At 69.7% G+C, this 16,180-nt stretch carries 11 protein-coding genes, 2 tRNA genes and 1 pseudogene; 9 read left to right on the top strand and 5 right to left on the bottom strand.

All coding sequences use genetic code 11. From position 1 onward, the window contains the following. Positions 1 to 60: 60 nt before the first annotated feature. A complete protein-coding gene (locus OHB44_RS00205; protein ID WP_330439305.1) occupies positions 61 to 771 on the bottom strand; it encodes a class I SAM-dependent methyltransferase in 711 nt (236 codons plus the stop codon). Between the two features lie 212 nt (positions 772 to 983). Between OHB44_RS00205 and OHB44_RS00200 the strand changes: the two genes are divergently transcribed. Further along, the gene (locus OHB44_RS00200) at positions 984 to 2,819 is read left to right on the top strand and encodes a hypothetical protein (protein ID WP_442932643.1); all 1,836 of its coding nucleotides are present in this window, start codon (positions 984 to 986) and stop codon (positions 2,817 to 2,819) included. A gap of 35 nt (positions 2,820 to 2,854) precedes the next feature. Here OHB44_RS00200 and OHB44_RS00195 read toward each other — a convergent pair whose 3' ends face one another. After that, positions 2,855 to 3,631 (bottom strand): hypothetical protein, encoded by a 777-nt coding sequence (locus OHB44_RS00195; protein ID WP_238687519.1) that lies wholly within the window; start codon positions 3,629 to 3,631, stop codon positions 2,855 to 2,857. A gap of 325 nt (positions 3,632 to 3,956) precedes the next feature. Between OHB44_RS00195 and OHB44_RS00190 the strand changes: the two genes are divergently transcribed. Further along, positions 3,957 to 5,486, top strand: coding sequence for a peptide deformylase (locus tag OHB44_RS00190; protein ID WP_266304160.1), 1,530 nt, complete (start codon positions 3,957 to 3,959; stop codon positions 5,484 to 5,486). 68 nt (positions 5,487 to 5,554) lie between these two features. Here the strand turns inward: OHB44_RS00190 and OHB44_RS00185 are convergent, their stop codons facing one another. Further along, positions 5,555 to 6,670, bottom strand: a complete 1,116-nt coding sequence (locus OHB44_RS00185) for a globin domain-containing protein (protein WP_266304161.1) — start codon at positions 6,668 to 6,670, stop codon at positions 5,555 to 5,557. A gap of 144 nt (positions 6,671 to 6,814) precedes the next feature. Here OHB44_RS00185 and OHB44_RS00180 point away from each other — a divergent pair, with 144 nt between their 5' ends. Continuing rightward, the gene (locus tag OHB44_RS00180) at positions 6,815 to 7,585 is read left to right on the top strand and encodes a CPBP family intramembrane glutamic endopeptidase (protein WP_330439303.1); all 771 of its coding nucleotides are present in this window, start codon (positions 6,815 to 6,817) and stop codon (positions 7,583 to 7,585) included. Between the two features lie 4 nt (positions 7,586 to 7,589). Here OHB44_RS00180 and OHB44_RS00175 read toward each other — a convergent pair whose 3' ends face one another. Beyond that, positions 7,590 to 8,885 (bottom strand): hypothetical protein, encoded by a 1,296-nt coding sequence (locus tag OHB44_RS00175; protein WP_330439301.1) that lies wholly within the window; start codon positions 8,883 to 8,885, stop codon positions 7,590 to 7,592. A gap of 239 nt (positions 8,886 to 9,124) precedes the next feature. Between OHB44_RS00175 and OHB44_RS00170 the strand changes: the two genes are divergently transcribed. From OHB44_RS00170 to OHB44_RS00160, 3 genes are all read left to right on the top strand, one after another. Further along, positions 9,125 to 9,215: transfer RNA gene (locus OHB44_RS00170), tRNA-Ser, on the top strand. A 35-nt stretch (positions 9,216 to 9,250) separates the two neighbouring features. After that, positions 9,251 to 9,323: transfer RNA gene (locus OHB44_RS00165), tRNA-Arg, on the top strand. A 394-nt stretch (positions 9,324 to 9,717) separates the two neighbouring features. Next, positions 9,718 to 10,299 carry an FtsX-like permease family protein gene (locus OHB44_RS00160; RefSeq protein ID WP_330439300.1) on the top strand — a complete coding sequence of 194 codons (582 nt, stop codon included), beginning with the start codon at positions 9,718 to 9,720 and terminating at the stop codon, positions 10,297 to 10,299. Positions 10,300 to 10,664: 365 nt separating this feature from the next. On the opposite strand, the gene OHB44_RS00155 is transcribed toward OHB44_RS00160, so the two are convergent. After that, a complete protein-coding gene (locus OHB44_RS00155; protein WP_330439299.1) occupies positions 10,665 to 12,224 on the bottom strand; it encodes a hypothetical protein in 1,560 nt (519 codons plus the stop codon). Between the two features lie 486 nt (positions 12,225 to 12,710). Between OHB44_RS00155 and OHB44_RS00150 the strand changes: the two genes are divergently transcribed. From OHB44_RS00150 to OHB44_RS00140, 3 genes and pseudogenes are all read left to right on the top strand, one after another. Next, positions 12,711 to 13,823, top strand: a complete 1,113-nt coding sequence (locus tag OHB44_RS00150; RefSeq protein WP_238687510.1) for a ricin-type beta-trefoil lectin domain protein — start codon at positions 12,711 to 12,713, stop codon at positions 13,821 to 13,823. Between the two features lie 122 nt (positions 13,824 to 13,945). Next, positions 13,946 to 14,278: pseudogene (locus OHB44_RS00145) on the top strand (DUF3455 domain-containing protein); the annotation flags it as partial. A 63-nt stretch (positions 14,279 to 14,341) separates the two neighbouring features. Beyond that, positions 14,342 to 15,958 (top strand): serine/threonine protein kinase, encoded by a 1,617-nt coding sequence (locus OHB44_RS00140; protein WP_330439298.1) that lies wholly within the window; start codon positions 14,342 to 14,344, stop codon positions 15,956 to 15,958. The last annotated feature ends 222 nt before the right edge of the window (positions 15,959 to 16,180 follow it).

Below are 16,180 nucleotides of genomic sequence, written 5' to 3'. Positions count from 1 at the left end.
CCGGGGCCGAGGCCCCGGGCCGGGGTCAGGCTGGGCCAGGGCCGGGGCCCCGGGCTGGGGTCAGGCTGGGACGCGGGCTACGGCGAAGACGGACTGGCCGAACGGCGGGAGGACCAGTTGCTCGGCGGCCTTGGTGGCGGGCAGGACGAGGGTGTCGTACACCTTGACCATCGGGCCTTCCTTCGGCATCAGCCGGAAGACCTTGGTGGCCATGAAGTAGCCGATCAGCCCGAGCGCGTTGGCGTAGTGCATCTTCTCGATGGTCAGACCGGCGTCGGTCATCGCCGCCCCGAGCGTCTTCTTCGTGTAGCGGCGGACGTGCCCGGTGGCGATGTCGGCCGGGCCCATCGCGAACTGGAACGCGGGCACGATGATGATCACGGCGCCGCCGGGTCGGACCAGGTCGCGCATGCTCTGTAGCGCGCCCACGTGGTCCTCGATGTGCTCCAGAACGTTGTACGAGACGGCGGCGCTGTAGTCGCCCCGGTCGTTGTGCGGCAGCAGCATCTGCCGGACGTCGACGTTCGGACGGTCGGCGAGGCGCTCCTTGAGCTGCACCAGCCGGTCCGGGTCGGCCTCGGTGGCGGTGAACCGCGGCAGCCGCTCGGACCATTCCAGCGCGTAGTCACCGAGACCGCTGCCGATCTCGATCGGGTCGTCGCCGAGGTACGGCACGGCCAGTTCGATGAACCAGCGACGGTGGTTGACAGCGGTTGCCAGGCCTTCCAGCACCTCGGACTGCACGCGCTGATCCCCAGTGATTTCTGCCATGCGTCGATTCCTCACGATATGAACTCGACCCGTGCCTGGACCGACAGTGTGAATCATCCGCTGGGACGGCGAAAGAATCGGGGCATCGGGGTGGCCGAATTGTGGTCGGGGGGTGGGTTCGTGATCGGCGGTCGGCGAACCCGGCACATAGTACGGCAGTACCCCGAAACATGTCACGGCGGCGTCATGCGCTGACTACCCTATGAATTGTCATGACTACTCCTGAACCGGACGTGCCCAGCGGCAGCGGCGGCCCGGCCGCCGCGCCGTCGGCGGAGGGGGCCTCCGGTGCCGTTCGGCCTTCCCACAGGGGGATGTGGGCCGATCTGGCCGCCGTGCTGAGCTTCGTGGTGCTGGGCTTCTGGATCACCTGTCGACTCTGGCTGGACCCGGGCAGCGACGTGCGGGACAACCAGTCCGACCAGTCGCAGTTCGAATGGATGATGGCCCACGGTGCGCGAGTAGTCACGCACTTTGCGTATCCGTTCCATTCCAATCAGATGAACGTCCCCGACGGCGTCAATCTGATGGCCAATACGTCCGTATTATCCATTTCATTGCCAATGACGCCGATCACCCTACTGTTTGGGCCGCGGGCGTCATTTCTGATCTTTCTCACCGCCGGCATGATTGCCACGGCCACGGCCTGGTATTTCCTGCTCTCCCGGGTCCTGATCGGCAGCCGGGGGCCGGCGTGGCTGGGCGCCGGCTTCTGCGCGTTCGCGCCGGCCATGGTGTCGCACGCCAATGGGCATCCGAACATCGTGTCGCAGTTCGTCGTCCCGTTGATCATTTGGCGCACGCTACGACTCGGTGAACCGGGCCGCTGGCTGCGCAACGGGGTCCTCCTCGCGCTGGTCATCGTCTGGCAGGCCTTCCTCAACCTGGAGATCCTGCTGATGACCGCGATCGGTCTCGGCGTGGTCGTCGGCGTGCTCGCCGTCGGCCGCGCGGATCTACGGTCGCGGGCCCGATCCTTCCTCGCCGGGCTGGCCGTCGCCGCCGGGGTCGCCCTGCTCCTGCTCGCGTACCCCCTGTACGTCCAGTTCTTCGGACCGGACGCGTACTCCGGGCTGTCCCGCCTGATCCGCGGCTACTCCAGCGACGTGGCCTCGTTCGTCGCGTACTCCCGGGAGTCGCTGGCCGGTAGCGCGCGCACCGCCGCGGGCCTGGCCAAGAACCCGACCGAGGAGAACAGCTTCTTCGGTTGGGCGCTGGTGGTGCTGGTGATCGCAGTGGTCTGGTGGCTGCGCCGCTCGATCGTGGTGCTCGCGCTGGCCGCGCTCGGGTTGCTCTTCGCGGTGCTCTCGCTGGGCCGGGAGGTCCGCTTCGACAATCGGGGTACGGGTGTGCCGGGCCCCTGGGCCGCTCTGGAGAACCTGCCCATCCTGCACTCGGTGGTGCCGACACGCTGGGCGTTGGCGATCACCCCGATCATCGGGCTGCTGCTCGCCTACGGCGCCGAACGTGCCCGCGAGTTGGCCGACGCGCACCCGGCCGCTCGGGGGCAGGTCCGCTTCGCCACCGCCACAGTGCTCACGATGGCCCTGTTGCCGATCGTCCCCACCCCGCTGCCCGTGGCCCACCTCGACCCGGTCCCCGGCTTCGTGACCAGTGGGGCTTGGCGGCCGTATGTGGCCGGTGGGCGCAGTGTGGTGACCCTGCCGTTGCCGGACACCACCTACGCCGAGCCGCTGCGCTGGTCGGCGGCGACCCGGCTGGACATGCCGCTGGCCCGTGGCTACTTCCTCGGCCCGGACACCCGCCCGAACGCCGATCCGCCGAAGGTCGCGTTGTTCGGTGCGACTCCCCGTCCCACCAGCAGCTTCTTCGCCACCATCCGGCGCACCGGGGCGGTGCCGCCGATCACCCCGCAGAGTCGGGTCCGAGCGGTCGACGACCTGCGCTACTGGCGGGCCGGGGTGGTCATCCTCGGGCCACACGAGCACGAGGCCGCGCTGCGCCGGGGCATGACCGAGCTGACCGGGATCCAACCGGTCTTCAATGGCGGGGTCTGGGTGTGGGATGTCCGGTCGTTGACCGACTGAGCGGTGCGGCTCAGCCTGACCTAGGTGAAAAGGCCCTAGCGGACGCAGCAGCCCTGGCAGACCTTCGGGCGGGGCAGGGTGAACGCGAGGCAGCAGGTGCGGCGCTGCACTGTCGGCTCACCGGTCGGCCCTGGCACCAGCTCGATCAGGTCGGCCAGGTCGAGTGCGCCGAGCAGTGTGTCGATGCTCTGCACGGTGGAGCCGGGCAGGGCGTCCGCGGCCCGCAGGATGCCGTGCGCGATGCCGGAGGCGACCGAGCCGAGCAGCGTCCGGGTGCCTACCCGGACCTCGGACTGGATCGCCGTGATGAGCGGCGCCAGGTGGGCGTCGAGCAGGGACGCGCGCAGCGCGACCAGCAGCTCCGCCTCGTCGGCGACGACCCGCACCTCCGGCAGGCCGGCCAGCGCCAGCGGATCGTTCGGCAGCACCGCCACCGTGGTGCCCCGGCGCATGCCCATGGTGAGTAGCTGGCGGTGGTCCTCGAAGTGGATCAGCAGGTCGGCCGGACCGAGCAGTGGCACCCGTCGGGCCGAGGCCCAGCCGAGCACTACCGGCAGCGCTGCCCAGTAGCTGTAGGACTTCCAGGCCAGCGCCGCGCAGGCGTGCGGGGTGCCGCCCCAGCGGACGGCGGCGCCGTTCAGCAGCTCCGGCAGTCGGCTGCCGTCGATCAGGGTGGTGGCGGGCGCCCAGCCGAGCTCGTCGTCGACCAGCAGGCCCCGGGCGAGGCCGGGGAGGTCGTCGGTGCCGAACATGGCCCGGAGCGCCGCGGTGACGGGGGCGAGCGGCGTGGTGGCGGCCTCCCGCCGTGGCATCACCGCTGTCACCTGAGTCGTCCCCTGTCTGTGAGACCGAGGAGTGCGCCCCGGCGGACGAACCAGTGCCGTCCTGAGCTAAGGCTAGCCTAACCAAGCCCCTGGCCGTAAGGGAAGCCTCACCTTGGTCACATCCCGGACGCCCAGGTCACCCCGCATTTGACGGAGTAGTGCTTCGCCTACTACCCGGAGTCAGTGCTGGAAAACGCCGCCGCACAATCGATGGCCATCGGTGAATTGTCAAGCGGTGTGTCGAAAACATGCCACTTGCGTGTGTGTCCGCGTACGGAACGTGAAACTTATAGCCCCGGCCGCGAGGAAGCTGATGACGACCTCACCCCTCGAACGGGCTGCCGACTCCTTCGCGGCCGAACTCGCCCGACAACGGACGGGGCGCGGGCTGTCCAAGAAGCAACTGGCCGTCCTGATGGGGTTCGACCCGTCCTACGTCAGCCACGTCGAGGGGCGCCGGCACCGCCCGACCGAGGACTTCGCTCGCCGCGCGGAGGCCGTCCTGGAGGCAAGCGGCGCGATCTGGCAGCGCTTCCGGGAGTACGACGACCTGCGGCACGCCAGGGCGGGTCAACCGCACCGCGAGCCGTACCTGCCCGGCCAGTGGCTGCCACCCGGCACCGGCCTGGTCGTGGAACGGGAGCTGGCCACCCTCACGCACGTCGACGAGGGCTACCGGTGCGTCATCCACCGTGAGTTGTACAACGCCGGCACCGAGCCGGTCACCCGCTACCTGGTCCGGGTGGCCGTCGACCGCTACCCGAACGACCCCGGCCGCTCCAACCGGCACCACCGGGAGCACCCCCTCAGCTTCGCCGAGCTGCAGATACAGGCCCGCCGAGACGACGGCGGCGGAGACCCGGAACCGATGCACTGGCGAGCCAAGCACGATCGGGACGCGTTCAAGGAGATCTGGCTGCTCTTCGAGAACGGGGAGCGACGCTTCCCCCTCTACCCGGGCGACCGGGCCGTCATCGAGTACGCGTACAGCGTCGGGCACGAGAAGTGGGGCCCCTGGTTCCAGCGAGCCGTCCGACTGCCCACCCGGCAGCTCGCCGTACGGCTGGATCTGCCGGCGGCCCTCGACCCGCAGGTCTGGGGCGTGGAGACCTCGCTCAGCGCGGAGGAGGGCCCGCTGCGGACGGCGCCGCAGCGTCACGACGAGGGCGACCGGGTGATCTACGACTGGCAGACCGACGACCCCCCGTTGAACGCCCGCTACCGGATGCAGTGGCGGTTCCGAGCCCGTCCGGACACCGAACCGGACGTCGGCCCCGGCGGCGCCCGGGTCCGACCCAGCGACCGGATGCGCGGCCTCGGCATCGTGCAACGCGGGGACGACCTGCTCCGCCAGCGGGCCCGCCCGTTCGACCTGCCCGCTGAGGACCACGTCGCCCGCGACGTGGTCGACCGGCTCACCATGGCCCTGGCCCGGCTCGACGAGCTGCACCCGTTCAGCAAGGGAGTGGGCGTCGCCGCACCGCAGTTCGGCATCGGCCGCGCGGCGGCAGTGGTGCGGCCCCCCGACCGGTCGGCGGAGCCGGTAGTGCTGCTCAACCCACGGGTGGTCGACGCCGACCCGGAGACCGACGAGCAGTACGAGGGCTGCCTCTCCTTCTTCGACCACCGGGGTCTGGTGCCCCGGCCGCTGCGACTGGACGTGGAACACGCGCAGTGGGATGGCAGCCGGATCATCACGTCGTTCGAATTCGGCATGGCCCGGCTGGTCGCACACGAGATCGACCACCTGGAGGGCCGGCTCTACGTCGACCGGATGGCACCCGGCGTGCCGTTGGTGCCGGTGGAGGAGTACCGCGAGACCGGGCACCCCTGGCGCTACTGAGCACGAAGGGACCGGGGCGCGTGCCCCAGGGGGCAGGGGCACGCGCCCCGGTGTGGGGGGAGGAACGTCTAGAGGTCACCGAAGGTGTCGTAGCGGATGTGCGGCGGCGGCACATTGTCCGCGGCGAGCACCCGCAGGGTGGACCGGACCATCCGGGCGGCACCGGAGACGAAGCAGTCGTGCGTGGTCCACGGGCCGTACCGGGCCACGACCTCAGGGATCTCGCCCTGCTCGCCGTCGAAGTCCGGATCCTCACTGCACGCCGCGGTGACCGACAACCACGGGTGTACGGCCACCAACTCCTGCAACCCGTCCAGGCCGTACAGGTCGCCCGCCTGTCGTGCGCCGTAGAAGACGTGCACCCACCGGGTCCGGTTGAAGGTGGCCAGCTCCTCCACCAGCGCCTTGATCGGCGCCAGCCCGACGCCGCCGGCCACGCAGAGGATGTCCCGTTCCGAGGCGCGGTCCAGGGTCATCGACCCCATCGGCGCCGCCAGGCGGAGCAGGTCACCCGGCCGCACCCGCCGCACCAGGGCGCCGGACACCCAGCCGGCCCCCGGAGACCGCACGTGGAACTCCAGCACGTTGTCGTCGTTCGGCGCGTTCGCCACCGAGTAGTTACGCCACACCCGGGGGTGGTAGCGCGGCGCCTCCAGGCTCACGTACTGCCCCGCCTGCCAGCGCAGCGGATGCTGCAACGCCCGGCAGGTCAACACGGCGGTGTCCGGGCCGTGCCGCTCGTGGGTCAGCACCTCGGCGTGCCAGAACGGCGGGTCGTCGTCGGAGGCGGCGCCAGCCACCATCAGGGCGGCGATCGCCGCGTACGCCTCCCGCCACGCCTGGTCGTACTCCAGGTTCCAGCCGTCGCCGGCGGTGCTGCGCAGCGCGTCCAGCAGTGCGACACCCATCGTGGCGTAGTGCCGCTCGTCGACGTGGTACTTGCGGTGGTCGCGGCCCAGCGCCCGGAGGAACTCGTCGAAGCTCTCCGGATCGTCGACAGTGTGGATCGCCGTGATGATCGCTTCGAGTAGACGGTCGCCCTGGCCGGTCATCTGCACCGGGAAGAGTTGCCGCAGGGCGGGGTCGAGCAGGAACAGCCGAGCGTAGAAGTGACCGCTCAACCGGACCCGGTCGTCCTCGACCAGGGTCCAACTCTCCTTCAGCAACCGCGCGAGGTTGTCCACGGACGCTCCTTCTCCAGACGGCAACGGATCGGGCGCTCATAGAATCTCCACGGAGCGTGTCGACTGGTCGCACAGAATGTGCGATCGGCTCATGGTGGCCGGTCGGCCATGTCACGGGTGCCGCACGTCGGGCAGAGTGGTGCGGTGACCGTTGAGCTGACCCGCCCGGTGTCCCGCCGACTGCTGGGCACCGAGACGCTGCTGGTCCTCGGCCTCTCCCTCGGCCAGTCCGCGATCTACGCGGTGGTCTCGATCATCGCGAAGTTGACCGCCGACGGTCCGCTCTCCAAGCAGACCGCCTCACTGAACACCTCGGCGTCGGCCCGCCCCTGGCTGGACCTCACGTACCAACTGCTCGGCATCGTGTTCGCGCTGCTGCCGGTGCTGCTCGCCGTACACCTGCTCAGCCGTGACCCCGGCGACCCGGCGCGGACCCTCGGCCTGGACGCCCGGCGTCCCGGTCAGGACGTGGTGCGCGGCGCCGGCCTGGCGGCGCTGATCGGTCTACCCGGGCTGGCGCTGTTCTGGGTGGCGGCCCACCTGGGCCTCAACGCCACGCTGGTGCCGGCCGCGCTGCCGGACGTCTGGTGGACGGTTCCGGTGCTGATCCTTGCCGCCGTGCAGAACGCCGTGCTGGAGGAGGTGATCGTGGTCGGTTACCTGGTCACCCGGCTGCGCCAGCTCCAGTGGCGGCTGGCCGCGATCATCGCGGCCAGCGCGCTGCTGCGCGGCTCGTACCACCTGTACCAGGGCTTCGGCGCGTTCGTCGGCAACGCGATCATGGGCGTCGTGTTCAGCCTCTTCTACCTGCGCACCCGGCGGGTGATGCCGCTGATCATCGCGCACACCCTGCTCGACGTGTTCGCCTTCGTCGGCTACGCGCTGCTGCCCCGGGAGTGGTTCGACTGGCTCTGACCGGTCAACGCCGGTCGGATCGGTAGACGGCCAACGCTCGGGTCGCGAGCCGGTCGGCCGCCGCCGCGTCACCCAACGCCGCCGCGAGCACCGCCGCTCCCGGCAGCAACCGTGCCACCAGCCGCAACACCACCCAACCGCCGGCCTGCGCCGTGAGCGGCGCGGCCAACCGCCAGGCCGCCTCCGCAGTGCGCGGCCACGCCCCCTCGACCGGGTCACCCGGCGACTCGGCGGCGGCAAGAGCCGCCGCCGCGCTCGCCCGATCCGGGTGCACCTGGGTCAGCACCAGCAGGTCGACGGCCCGGTCGGGATGCGTCGGATCCTTGCCGTACGCGGCGGCCAGGTGCAGCACCAGCTCCGAGTGCGTCCACAGCACCGCCGCCAACTCGGCCAGTGGCGCGAAGAACCCGGCCAGCGCGGCGGTCGCCCCACCCGCCCCCGCCGAGCGGACGAACCGCCGGGTCGCCAACCGAGCCAGGCCGTCCGCCGACGCGTCCGGATACCGGTCGCGCAACCCAGCGGCCCACCCGGCCGCGCCGGGCCCGAACGTCCGCACCGCGGCCAGAGCCAGCAGCTCCGGTGCGAAGCCAGGGTGGTCGAGCACGCGCGCGGTGACCGCGCGCAGCTCCGATTCCGGGGTACGCCCCAGAGGCGGCTCAGCCTGCCGCACGGCGGGGTCTGCCGGGGCCAGTTGCTGCTCGGTGGGCGCCGTCTGCGGCCTGACCACGGGTTCGGGGGCGGGGTTTGTCGCCGTGGTGCTCTTTGTCGGCGTGGTGCTCTTGCGTGGGGTGGCCGCGCGCTTGGTGGTCTTTGCGGCTCTGGCCGGGGCCGTTGGCGTGATCGTGCTCGCCTCGCCGGTGGTGCTCGCGTCTGTGGTGGTCGCGGCCTCGGTGGTGCTTGCGGCCTCGGTGGCGGTCGCGGCCTTGGTGGGTTTTGCGGCGCGCTTGCGGGGTGCCGGCGTGGGCGGGGTCACCTCGGCGGGCGTGTCGGCTGCCTGCCGAGGGGCAGCACTGCGAACAGGGGCGGTCCGAGCCTTCGGCGGTGTCGATGCGAGGCCGGTTGCCGGGCTCGGATGGTCGCCGGTCGGCTGCTCCGCGTGCTCCGGCTGCTCCGCGATGGTGTCGGTGGCCAGTTCGGCCGGTGCGCGCCGAGGCTGTCGAGGCAGCGGGCGATCCGGCTCCGGTGGTTGGAAGAGCACCGCCGGGGCGGCCTTGGCCCGTCGAGGACGCTGGGTCGCCGGGGTGGCCGGCGGCGGTGCCGACGCCTCAGGCTCCACCGTCTCGGTGGGCTCCTCGGCCACGATCGGCGGCCGGAAGGTAGCCCGTGGGGAGCGCCGACGCGCTCGTTCAGCAGGCTCTCGACGGGTCGGCTCGCTGGGCGGCTGCTCCTGCATATCGATGGAGCGTAGTCGCGATCACGCCGACGCACAGCGTGGAAACACGGGGGCGGGCGGGTCGCGGTGGGCGTACCCCGGAAGTCGTTTTGCTCCCGGTGGGTGGCGACCTGTATCCTCGGGCGCGGTGGTCTGAGGATCACCAGGGAGACTTCGCCTAGTCTGGTCTATGGCGCCGCACTGCTAATGCGGTTGGGGTCTTAAAGCCCCTCCCGGGTTCGAATCCCGGAGTCTCCGCGCGAAAGCCGGTTGTGTAGACTGGCTGAGCACAAGCGCCCGTAGCTCAATGGATAGAGCATCTGACTACGGATCAGAAGGTTAGGGGTTCGAGTCCCTTCGGGCGCACAGAGTTTGAGCAGGTCAACGCCCCTCTGGTTGTCGACAATCGTCGACCAGGGGGGCGTTTTGCGTGAGCCCATGGGCTCACACCTGCCGCTTGTGATACCCCACCGTTACTCTGAGTTGCGGGTGCCAGCTCTGGCGCGAGGTGCGTCCTCGTCGCCATCCACGCGTCTCAACCGCCACGCATAACAGGCCTTCTCGCTTAGTACGGAGCAGCGGCCATTCGCGATCTCCGGTCGGCAGGGTGTCTGGTGCTTCTTACGAATTCGCTGCTTCGAGGATGGCGGTGAGACCGTCGATGGTTTGCTGCGCCTCAGCCTGGTCGGTCTCGGTCGTCCATCCTTGATGCCAGGGTCCGCCGGGACCGGCCACGAAGCGCAGCGCTTCGAGTGCGGACGTGGCAAGGTCGGGCGCTGGCTCGGGCAGAATCATTGCGCTTGGTTCGTCGGACACTTGCGTACCGCGGGCCGACGCCGCTGCGGCGCGCGTCTCCCTCCAGCGCACCCTTGCCGGCACTGACAGCCGGATCCTCGGCTCCGGCGACTGGATCGACGCCACCACGGCCCAGACCCGCCAGGCCAACAACCTCAGCCTCACCATCCTGCTCGGACCGGCCGGTCTCTACGCCGCCATCGCGATCGTCAACGCCACCCTCATCGGCGGATCCCAGCGGCGCCGGCAGCGCGACCTGGTCCAGTTCCTCGGCGCGACCCCCGACCAGGTCCGGCGAGCAGCCATCTGGCAGGCCGCCCTCGTCGGCGGCACCGGACTGCTCCTGGGCGGTGCCACCACCCTGCTGCTCGGCTGGCTCGTACGCCGCGCCATCACCGCCGACCTGGTCGGCATCGCGGTGCCCATCACCATCCCGTGGCTCCCGCTGCTCGGCATCGGCGTCACCTGCGTGCTGCTCACCGTGGCCGCAGCAGCGGCCGGTATCCGTACGCGCAAGGCTCCCCATCTAGCCGGGAACGCGCCATGAGCGTGGATCCCGGAAGACTTCACGGTGTTGAATCGTGCCGACAGGAGATCCCGAGGTCCCGTGTTCTTTCCCGCGTCCTGGCAGGGGGTCTGCGGGCCGGGACCGCCCGGGGGCGTCACCGTCGAGCCTGTTGATCACGCCCCCCGGCCGGTCCGGTGGCGGGTTGACCACGAAGCTGCACCTGGCATATGAGCAGGGACAGTGCCGTACCCGGAGGATCGTCGCGCGCCAGAGCAACGACGGTTCGAGTCCCTGGTCGTTCCACGGATGGCATCCGGTCCCGCGCAGGTCCGATCTTCGTGACGGAACCTGTGCGGGACCGGATGCCTAACTCGTGCTACCCGAGTGTCGGACCGATCGGATGATCAGCCGAAACAGTTGGGCACCGGTGGTGAGCTGGGTGTGCAGTTCGTGGGCCGGTTGCCGCTGATCACCGTCTTCTGGTCCACTGTGACCTGGCCGCCGTCGTTGAAGATCCCGCCGGGTGCCAGGATGGAGATGTTGTCGGTGACCTTGCTTTCGGTGAGGGTGAGCGAGCTGTTGTTGTAGATTCCGCCGCCCTGGGAGTTCGAGCCGATGGCCCGGTTCCGGTCGACGTGGGTGCGGCGCAGTACGACGGTGCCGCTGCCGTTGTAGACGCCGCCGCCGTGTTCGATGGTGCTGTTCGTGCTGGCGACGTTCTCGTTGATCGAGGTCTCTTCGGCCACGAACTGGCCGATCTGGTTGTAGACGCCGCCACCCCGTTGGCCGGCTTCGTTGTGGTGGACCTTGCCGTGCCGGAGGTGGAAGACGCCGTCGGAGAAGATTCCGCCGCCCTCGCTGCCGGCTCGGTTGTCGTTGACTTCGACGTTCCGGGCCTCGGTGGTGGAGTTGATGCCGCCGCGGATGCCGCCGCCACGGAAGCCTGCGGTGTTGTTGTCCAGGTGGACGTTCTCGAGCACGGCGACCTGGCTGTTCGACAACCCGCCACCAGCACCACCGATGGGCAGAACGGTGACGACCCCGATCGTGTTGTTGTAGCTCAGCCGGGTGTTCTGCACGGTGAGGTTGCCGTTGTTGTGGACGCCTCCGCCGTCGTACAGGGCGCTGTTGTTGCTGATGTTGCTGCCGCTGTCCTTCTTCTTGTCCTTGTCCTTGCCGTTCCAGTCCTTGCCGTGGTCGTTCCCGCCGAGGATCTTCGTGACGCCGAAGTTGGCGATACCACCGCCCGTGCCGTTGGTGTGGTTGTAGACCACGTCGGTGTTCTCGATGGTGGCCCTGCCGCCGATGTCGACCCGGATGCCACCGCCGCCGGCGCCAATCCCGCCGTCGGCTTGGCCGCCCTTGATGGTCGCGTCGCGCAGCGTCAGGTCGCCGCCGGCTCCGACCTCCAGGATCCGGAACGGGGTGGCGTTGGCCGCGCGGACGATGGTGGACCCGTTCCCGTCGATCACGACCTGCTGGGTGATGATCGGCAGGCCGACCGCACCGAAGGGCACCGGTGGCTGGGGTGCGGATCTGTTGAGCGTGTAGGTGCACTTCTCGGCGAGCCGGAGCTTCGCCCCGGAGTCGGCGTTCGCGCGGACGATCGCCGCGATCAGTTCGTCGGCGTTGCAGGGTACGGACCGGAAGTCGTCGCCCCTGTCGTCTCGATGGTCGCCGTCCTTCTTGTGGTCCTTGCCGTCGCGGCCGCCCGGGTCCTTTCCTCCGTGGTCGTCGCCGCTGCCCCGGTTGCCGTCGGCGAGGAGCTGCGCTCCGGCGTTGGAGGGGTTGCTGCCGCTCATCCCGGTTGCTCCGCTCACCCCGGCCGGGGTGAAGGCGGCCAGACCGACCACTCCGGTCAACCCGGCCACCCCGGCGACGAGCCAGCGGGCCCGGCGCCGCTTCGGCGGACTGACCTGACCTGCCGCGACTTCGCTCATGTTCGGGTGCAGATAGTTGGACATCGAGCTACCTAGCCCTTCTCCGTACACCAGGTTTCCGCACGTCACAGCGGTGCAGAAGGCGACAAATCGGTTGTCGCCACCAAGGCGACAGTAGTTGAGCGATCCTCACATCAAACGGTCTTAAGCGAAAAATACCTACATTCGGCGTACGCGTCACTGGCGCCCCAGCAGCGCCACCAGGCCCTTCCGTCCTGCCGGCACCGCGCGACCCGGCGGGCATGATCCGCTCGCTCGCCTCGCCGAGGCCGGCAAGCGGCAGGTACGGCGAGGGGGTGGCCGGCGACACGGGGCGCGGGGTGCCGCGCCGGCCAGGACACTCGGGTTGCTGGCGCTTGACGTGGGCCAAATCAGCGACAAGAATTTACAAGGATCGCTGTTAGCGTTAACAACCCGTCCCAGTGCTGCGACGGCATCGTCATGCCGATGTCGCGGCGGTCGCGACGGCCTGACTCCTCGGTCAGCACTACCACTGCAGGGGAGAAATCTATGCGAACGAGGGCAAGATGGCTCGCGGCGACTGCCGCACTCGGTGTTGTCCTCGCCGGGGTGCTGACCTCGACCGGCCCGGCCAACGCGGAATCCAACGGCGGGGTGCGGGTGATGCCTCTCGGCGACTCCATCACCGAGGGCACCCAGGTGCCGGGCGGGTACCGCATCGGGCTCTGGCAGCGCCTCGTCAACGGTCGATACACTGTGGACTTCGTCGGGTCGCAGTTCAACGGGCCGGCCAGCCTGGGCGACCACGACCACCAGGGACATCCCGGCTGGCGCATCGACCAGATCGACGCGAACATCGTCGGCTGGTTGAACACCCAGCGACCGCAGACCGTCCTACTGCACATCGGTACCAACGACATCTTGCAGAACTACAACGTGAGCACCGCGCCGAACCGGCTCTCCACCCTGATCGACCGGATCACCACCACGGCTCCCACAGCGGAAGTGTTCGTCGCGCAGATCATCCCGCTCTCCAACAGCAACCAGGAAGCGGCCGCGCGCACCTTCAACGCGGCGATCCCCGGCATCGTGCAGAGCAAGGTGAACGCCGGCAAGCGAGTGCGCCTGGTCGACATGCACAGCGCGCTCACCACCGCCGACCTGATCGACGGCGTCCATCCCACGTCCGGCGGGTACGACAAGATGGCTGCCCGCTGGTACAGCGCACTGCAGTCGGTGCCCGGCAGCATCGGCGAACCAGGCAGCGGCGGCGGGCAGACCACCGCGATCGTGGGCACCCTGTCCGGTCGCTGCGTCGACGTCCCCGGCTCTTCCACCACCAACGGCACCCAGGTGCAGTTGTGGGACTGTCACGGCCGCACCAACCAGCAGTGGACCTACACGAGCGGCAAGGCGCTGACCGTGTACGGCAACAAGTGCCTCGACGCCGCCGGCTATGGCACCTCCCCGGGCACCCTGGTCACCATCTACGACTGCCACGGCGGAACGAACCAGCAGTGGAACGTCAACGCCAACGGCACCATCACCGGAGTGCAGTCCGGCCTCTGCCTGGACCCGTACAACGTGGGTACGGGCAACGGCACGAAGCTCGTCCTCTGGACCTGCACCGGCCAGGCCAACCAGCAGTGGAGCCGCCGATAGCTCGTACGGTCGCGGCGGGTGGTCGGATCGTCTGTGATCCGACCACCCGCCGGCGCCTCCGCCAGGTGAATGGTCGTTCGATTCGGACCCAATTTTGATCGTTCTACGCATGCTGTCCGAGCTGGCAGTCCGAGCGGGACGGCTCACTGATCACGGCGAAGAAGACCGCGGAGAGCCCACGGGTGGGAACGATCCCCGAGCTGCTGCTGATTGTGGACACCCATGCCGGCACCGCCATTCTCGGCAACGTCGCGTACATCAGCCGTCTGCTGACGTCGGGTGGCGTCGCCCCGGCCGGCGCCTGCATCGACGGCGCGACGGTGGCCGTGCCGTACGGGGGCGGCTTCAGTAGCGTCAGCCGCGACGAGGCGACGAGCCCCGGTCGTGGCCGCCTGTTGGACGGCATCGACGGGATTCGGTGGGCGGGCGATAGGCTGCGGCCGGCGTCGAAGTGACCTAAGGGGACGGATGATGGGCGGATCGGTTCGCGCGGTGGTCGCGGTCTGCGGGCATCTGGCGTGAGCGACGGGTTGCGTCCCGGTGACCCGGCACGCCTCGGTGGGTACGAGGTGCTCGACCGGCTCGGCGACGGGGGCATGGGCAGTGTCTTCCTGGCCCGTTCGCCGCAGGGGCGGCTGGTGGCGGTCAAGGTCGTCCGTGCGGACCTCTCCCACGACGAGGAGTTCCGGGGTCGGTTCCGTAGTGAGGTGAACCGCGCCCGCCAGGTTCCACCGTTCTGCACCGCCGAGGTCCTGGACGCCGACCCGGACCATGACCCGCCGTACCTGGTGGTGGAGTACGTCGAGGGCCCCAGTCTGGCCGAGGTGGTCCGAACACAGGGCCCGCTGGGGGCGGCGCGGCTGCACAGCATCGCCGTTGGGGTGGCCACCGCGCTCACCGCCATCCACGGCGCCGGGGTGATCCATCGCGACCTGAAGCCGGCGAACGTCCTGGTCGCGCCGGGTGGGATCAAGGTCATCGACTTCGGCATCGCCCGAGCGTTCGAGGCGACGAGCCAGCACACCCGGACCAACCACATGGTCGGGACCGTCTCGTACATGGCTCCGGAGCGGTTCGACACGACGTCCGGCCGTCCGACGGGCCCGGCCGCTGACATCTTCGCCTGGGGCGCCCTGGTCGCCTACGCCGCGACCGGCCGCAACCCGTTCGGAGGCGACTCCCCTACCGCCACCGCGATGCGGATCCTCACTCAACCACCGGACCTGACCGGGCTCGGTGGGCCGTTGCGGGAGTTGGTGTCCCGGGCGTTGGAGAAGGACCCCGCTGCCCGACCCAGTGCCCGGGAGTTGCTCGACGGCTTGTTGACCGCAGCGTCTCGGGCGGGTGCCGGCGGGCCGGATCAACTCCCGGGCGCGGCGCCGTCGAGTGTGTCGCCCGCTGCCGGTGGTGATGATCAAGGCGCGCGGTCGACGCCGTCGGGTCTGGCCACGGCCGGTCGCGCGGGTTCACGCCGGCGTGGCTGGCTCACCGCGCTGGGGGCGACCGCTGCGGTGATCGCCGTGCTGGTGCCCGCTTTTCTGTTTGGCCCAAAACTGTTGGGCGGGCAGTCCAAGCCGGACCGGGCCAGCTCGACGCCGAGCGGTGGCCCGACGACGAGCGGGCCGGCGGCCACGACGTCCACGCCCGCGTCGGGCAAGCCGTCCGCCTCACCGTCGGCCAGCGCGGACCCGACCCAGGCCATGCTGGCCGGGCAGCGGCGAATCCTGCTGCACGTGGTGGAGATCGACCGCGACCTGTCGCTGCCGTCTCACGGCGAGGTCGAGGTCGGCAACGGAACCGGCAAGGACGCGCTGTTCGTGCTCGAACCGGTCGGCGTCGACTACATGATCAAATCGGTGAACCCGGAAATCGCCCACCGACCGTGCATCGGGGTCAAGCTCGATTCCGAGGGGGACAAGTCGCTCGTGGGAGCCGACTGTCGGCCGACCAAGGCAACGTTGTTCGCGATATACCGGGAGGGCAGGGACGACAAGGGGCGCCCCTCCTACGCCATCATCAGCGACGAGTACGGCCCGGTGCAGTGGAGCCCGACCAAGAAGGAGATCTTCGTCGAGTTTCTCGGCGACGCCCCGTTGATCACCACGTTCAGCCTGGTCGATCGAGGCGCGGTCTGACTCGGACGTACCCCGGCGCCTGCGGAAGAGCCACCCGGTGCGCCTTGGCTCGCACGCCGACGGGTTCCTGACCGTCGCCGCGCCAGCGCTCCTGCCGGTCGACCGTCGGGCTGAGTTCATCGGCTTTGCCAGCAAGCCGTCGGCGATGGGCGGCCGTCGATGTTAACGCGCTCGCGGGGCCTCCTCAAGGGCCCGACGGTGATCCGCGCGGGGGATCTGGGG

It is taken from the genome of Micromonospora sp. NBC_00821 (assembly GCF_036347035.1).
In the GTDB taxonomy this organism is placed as follows: Bacteria; Actinomycetota; Actinomycetes; order Mycobacteriales; family Micromonosporaceae; genus Micromonospora; species Micromonospora hortensis.
Note: the sequence above shows the minus strand (reverse complement) of the source record. Positions and strands in the feature narration are given on the sequence as shown.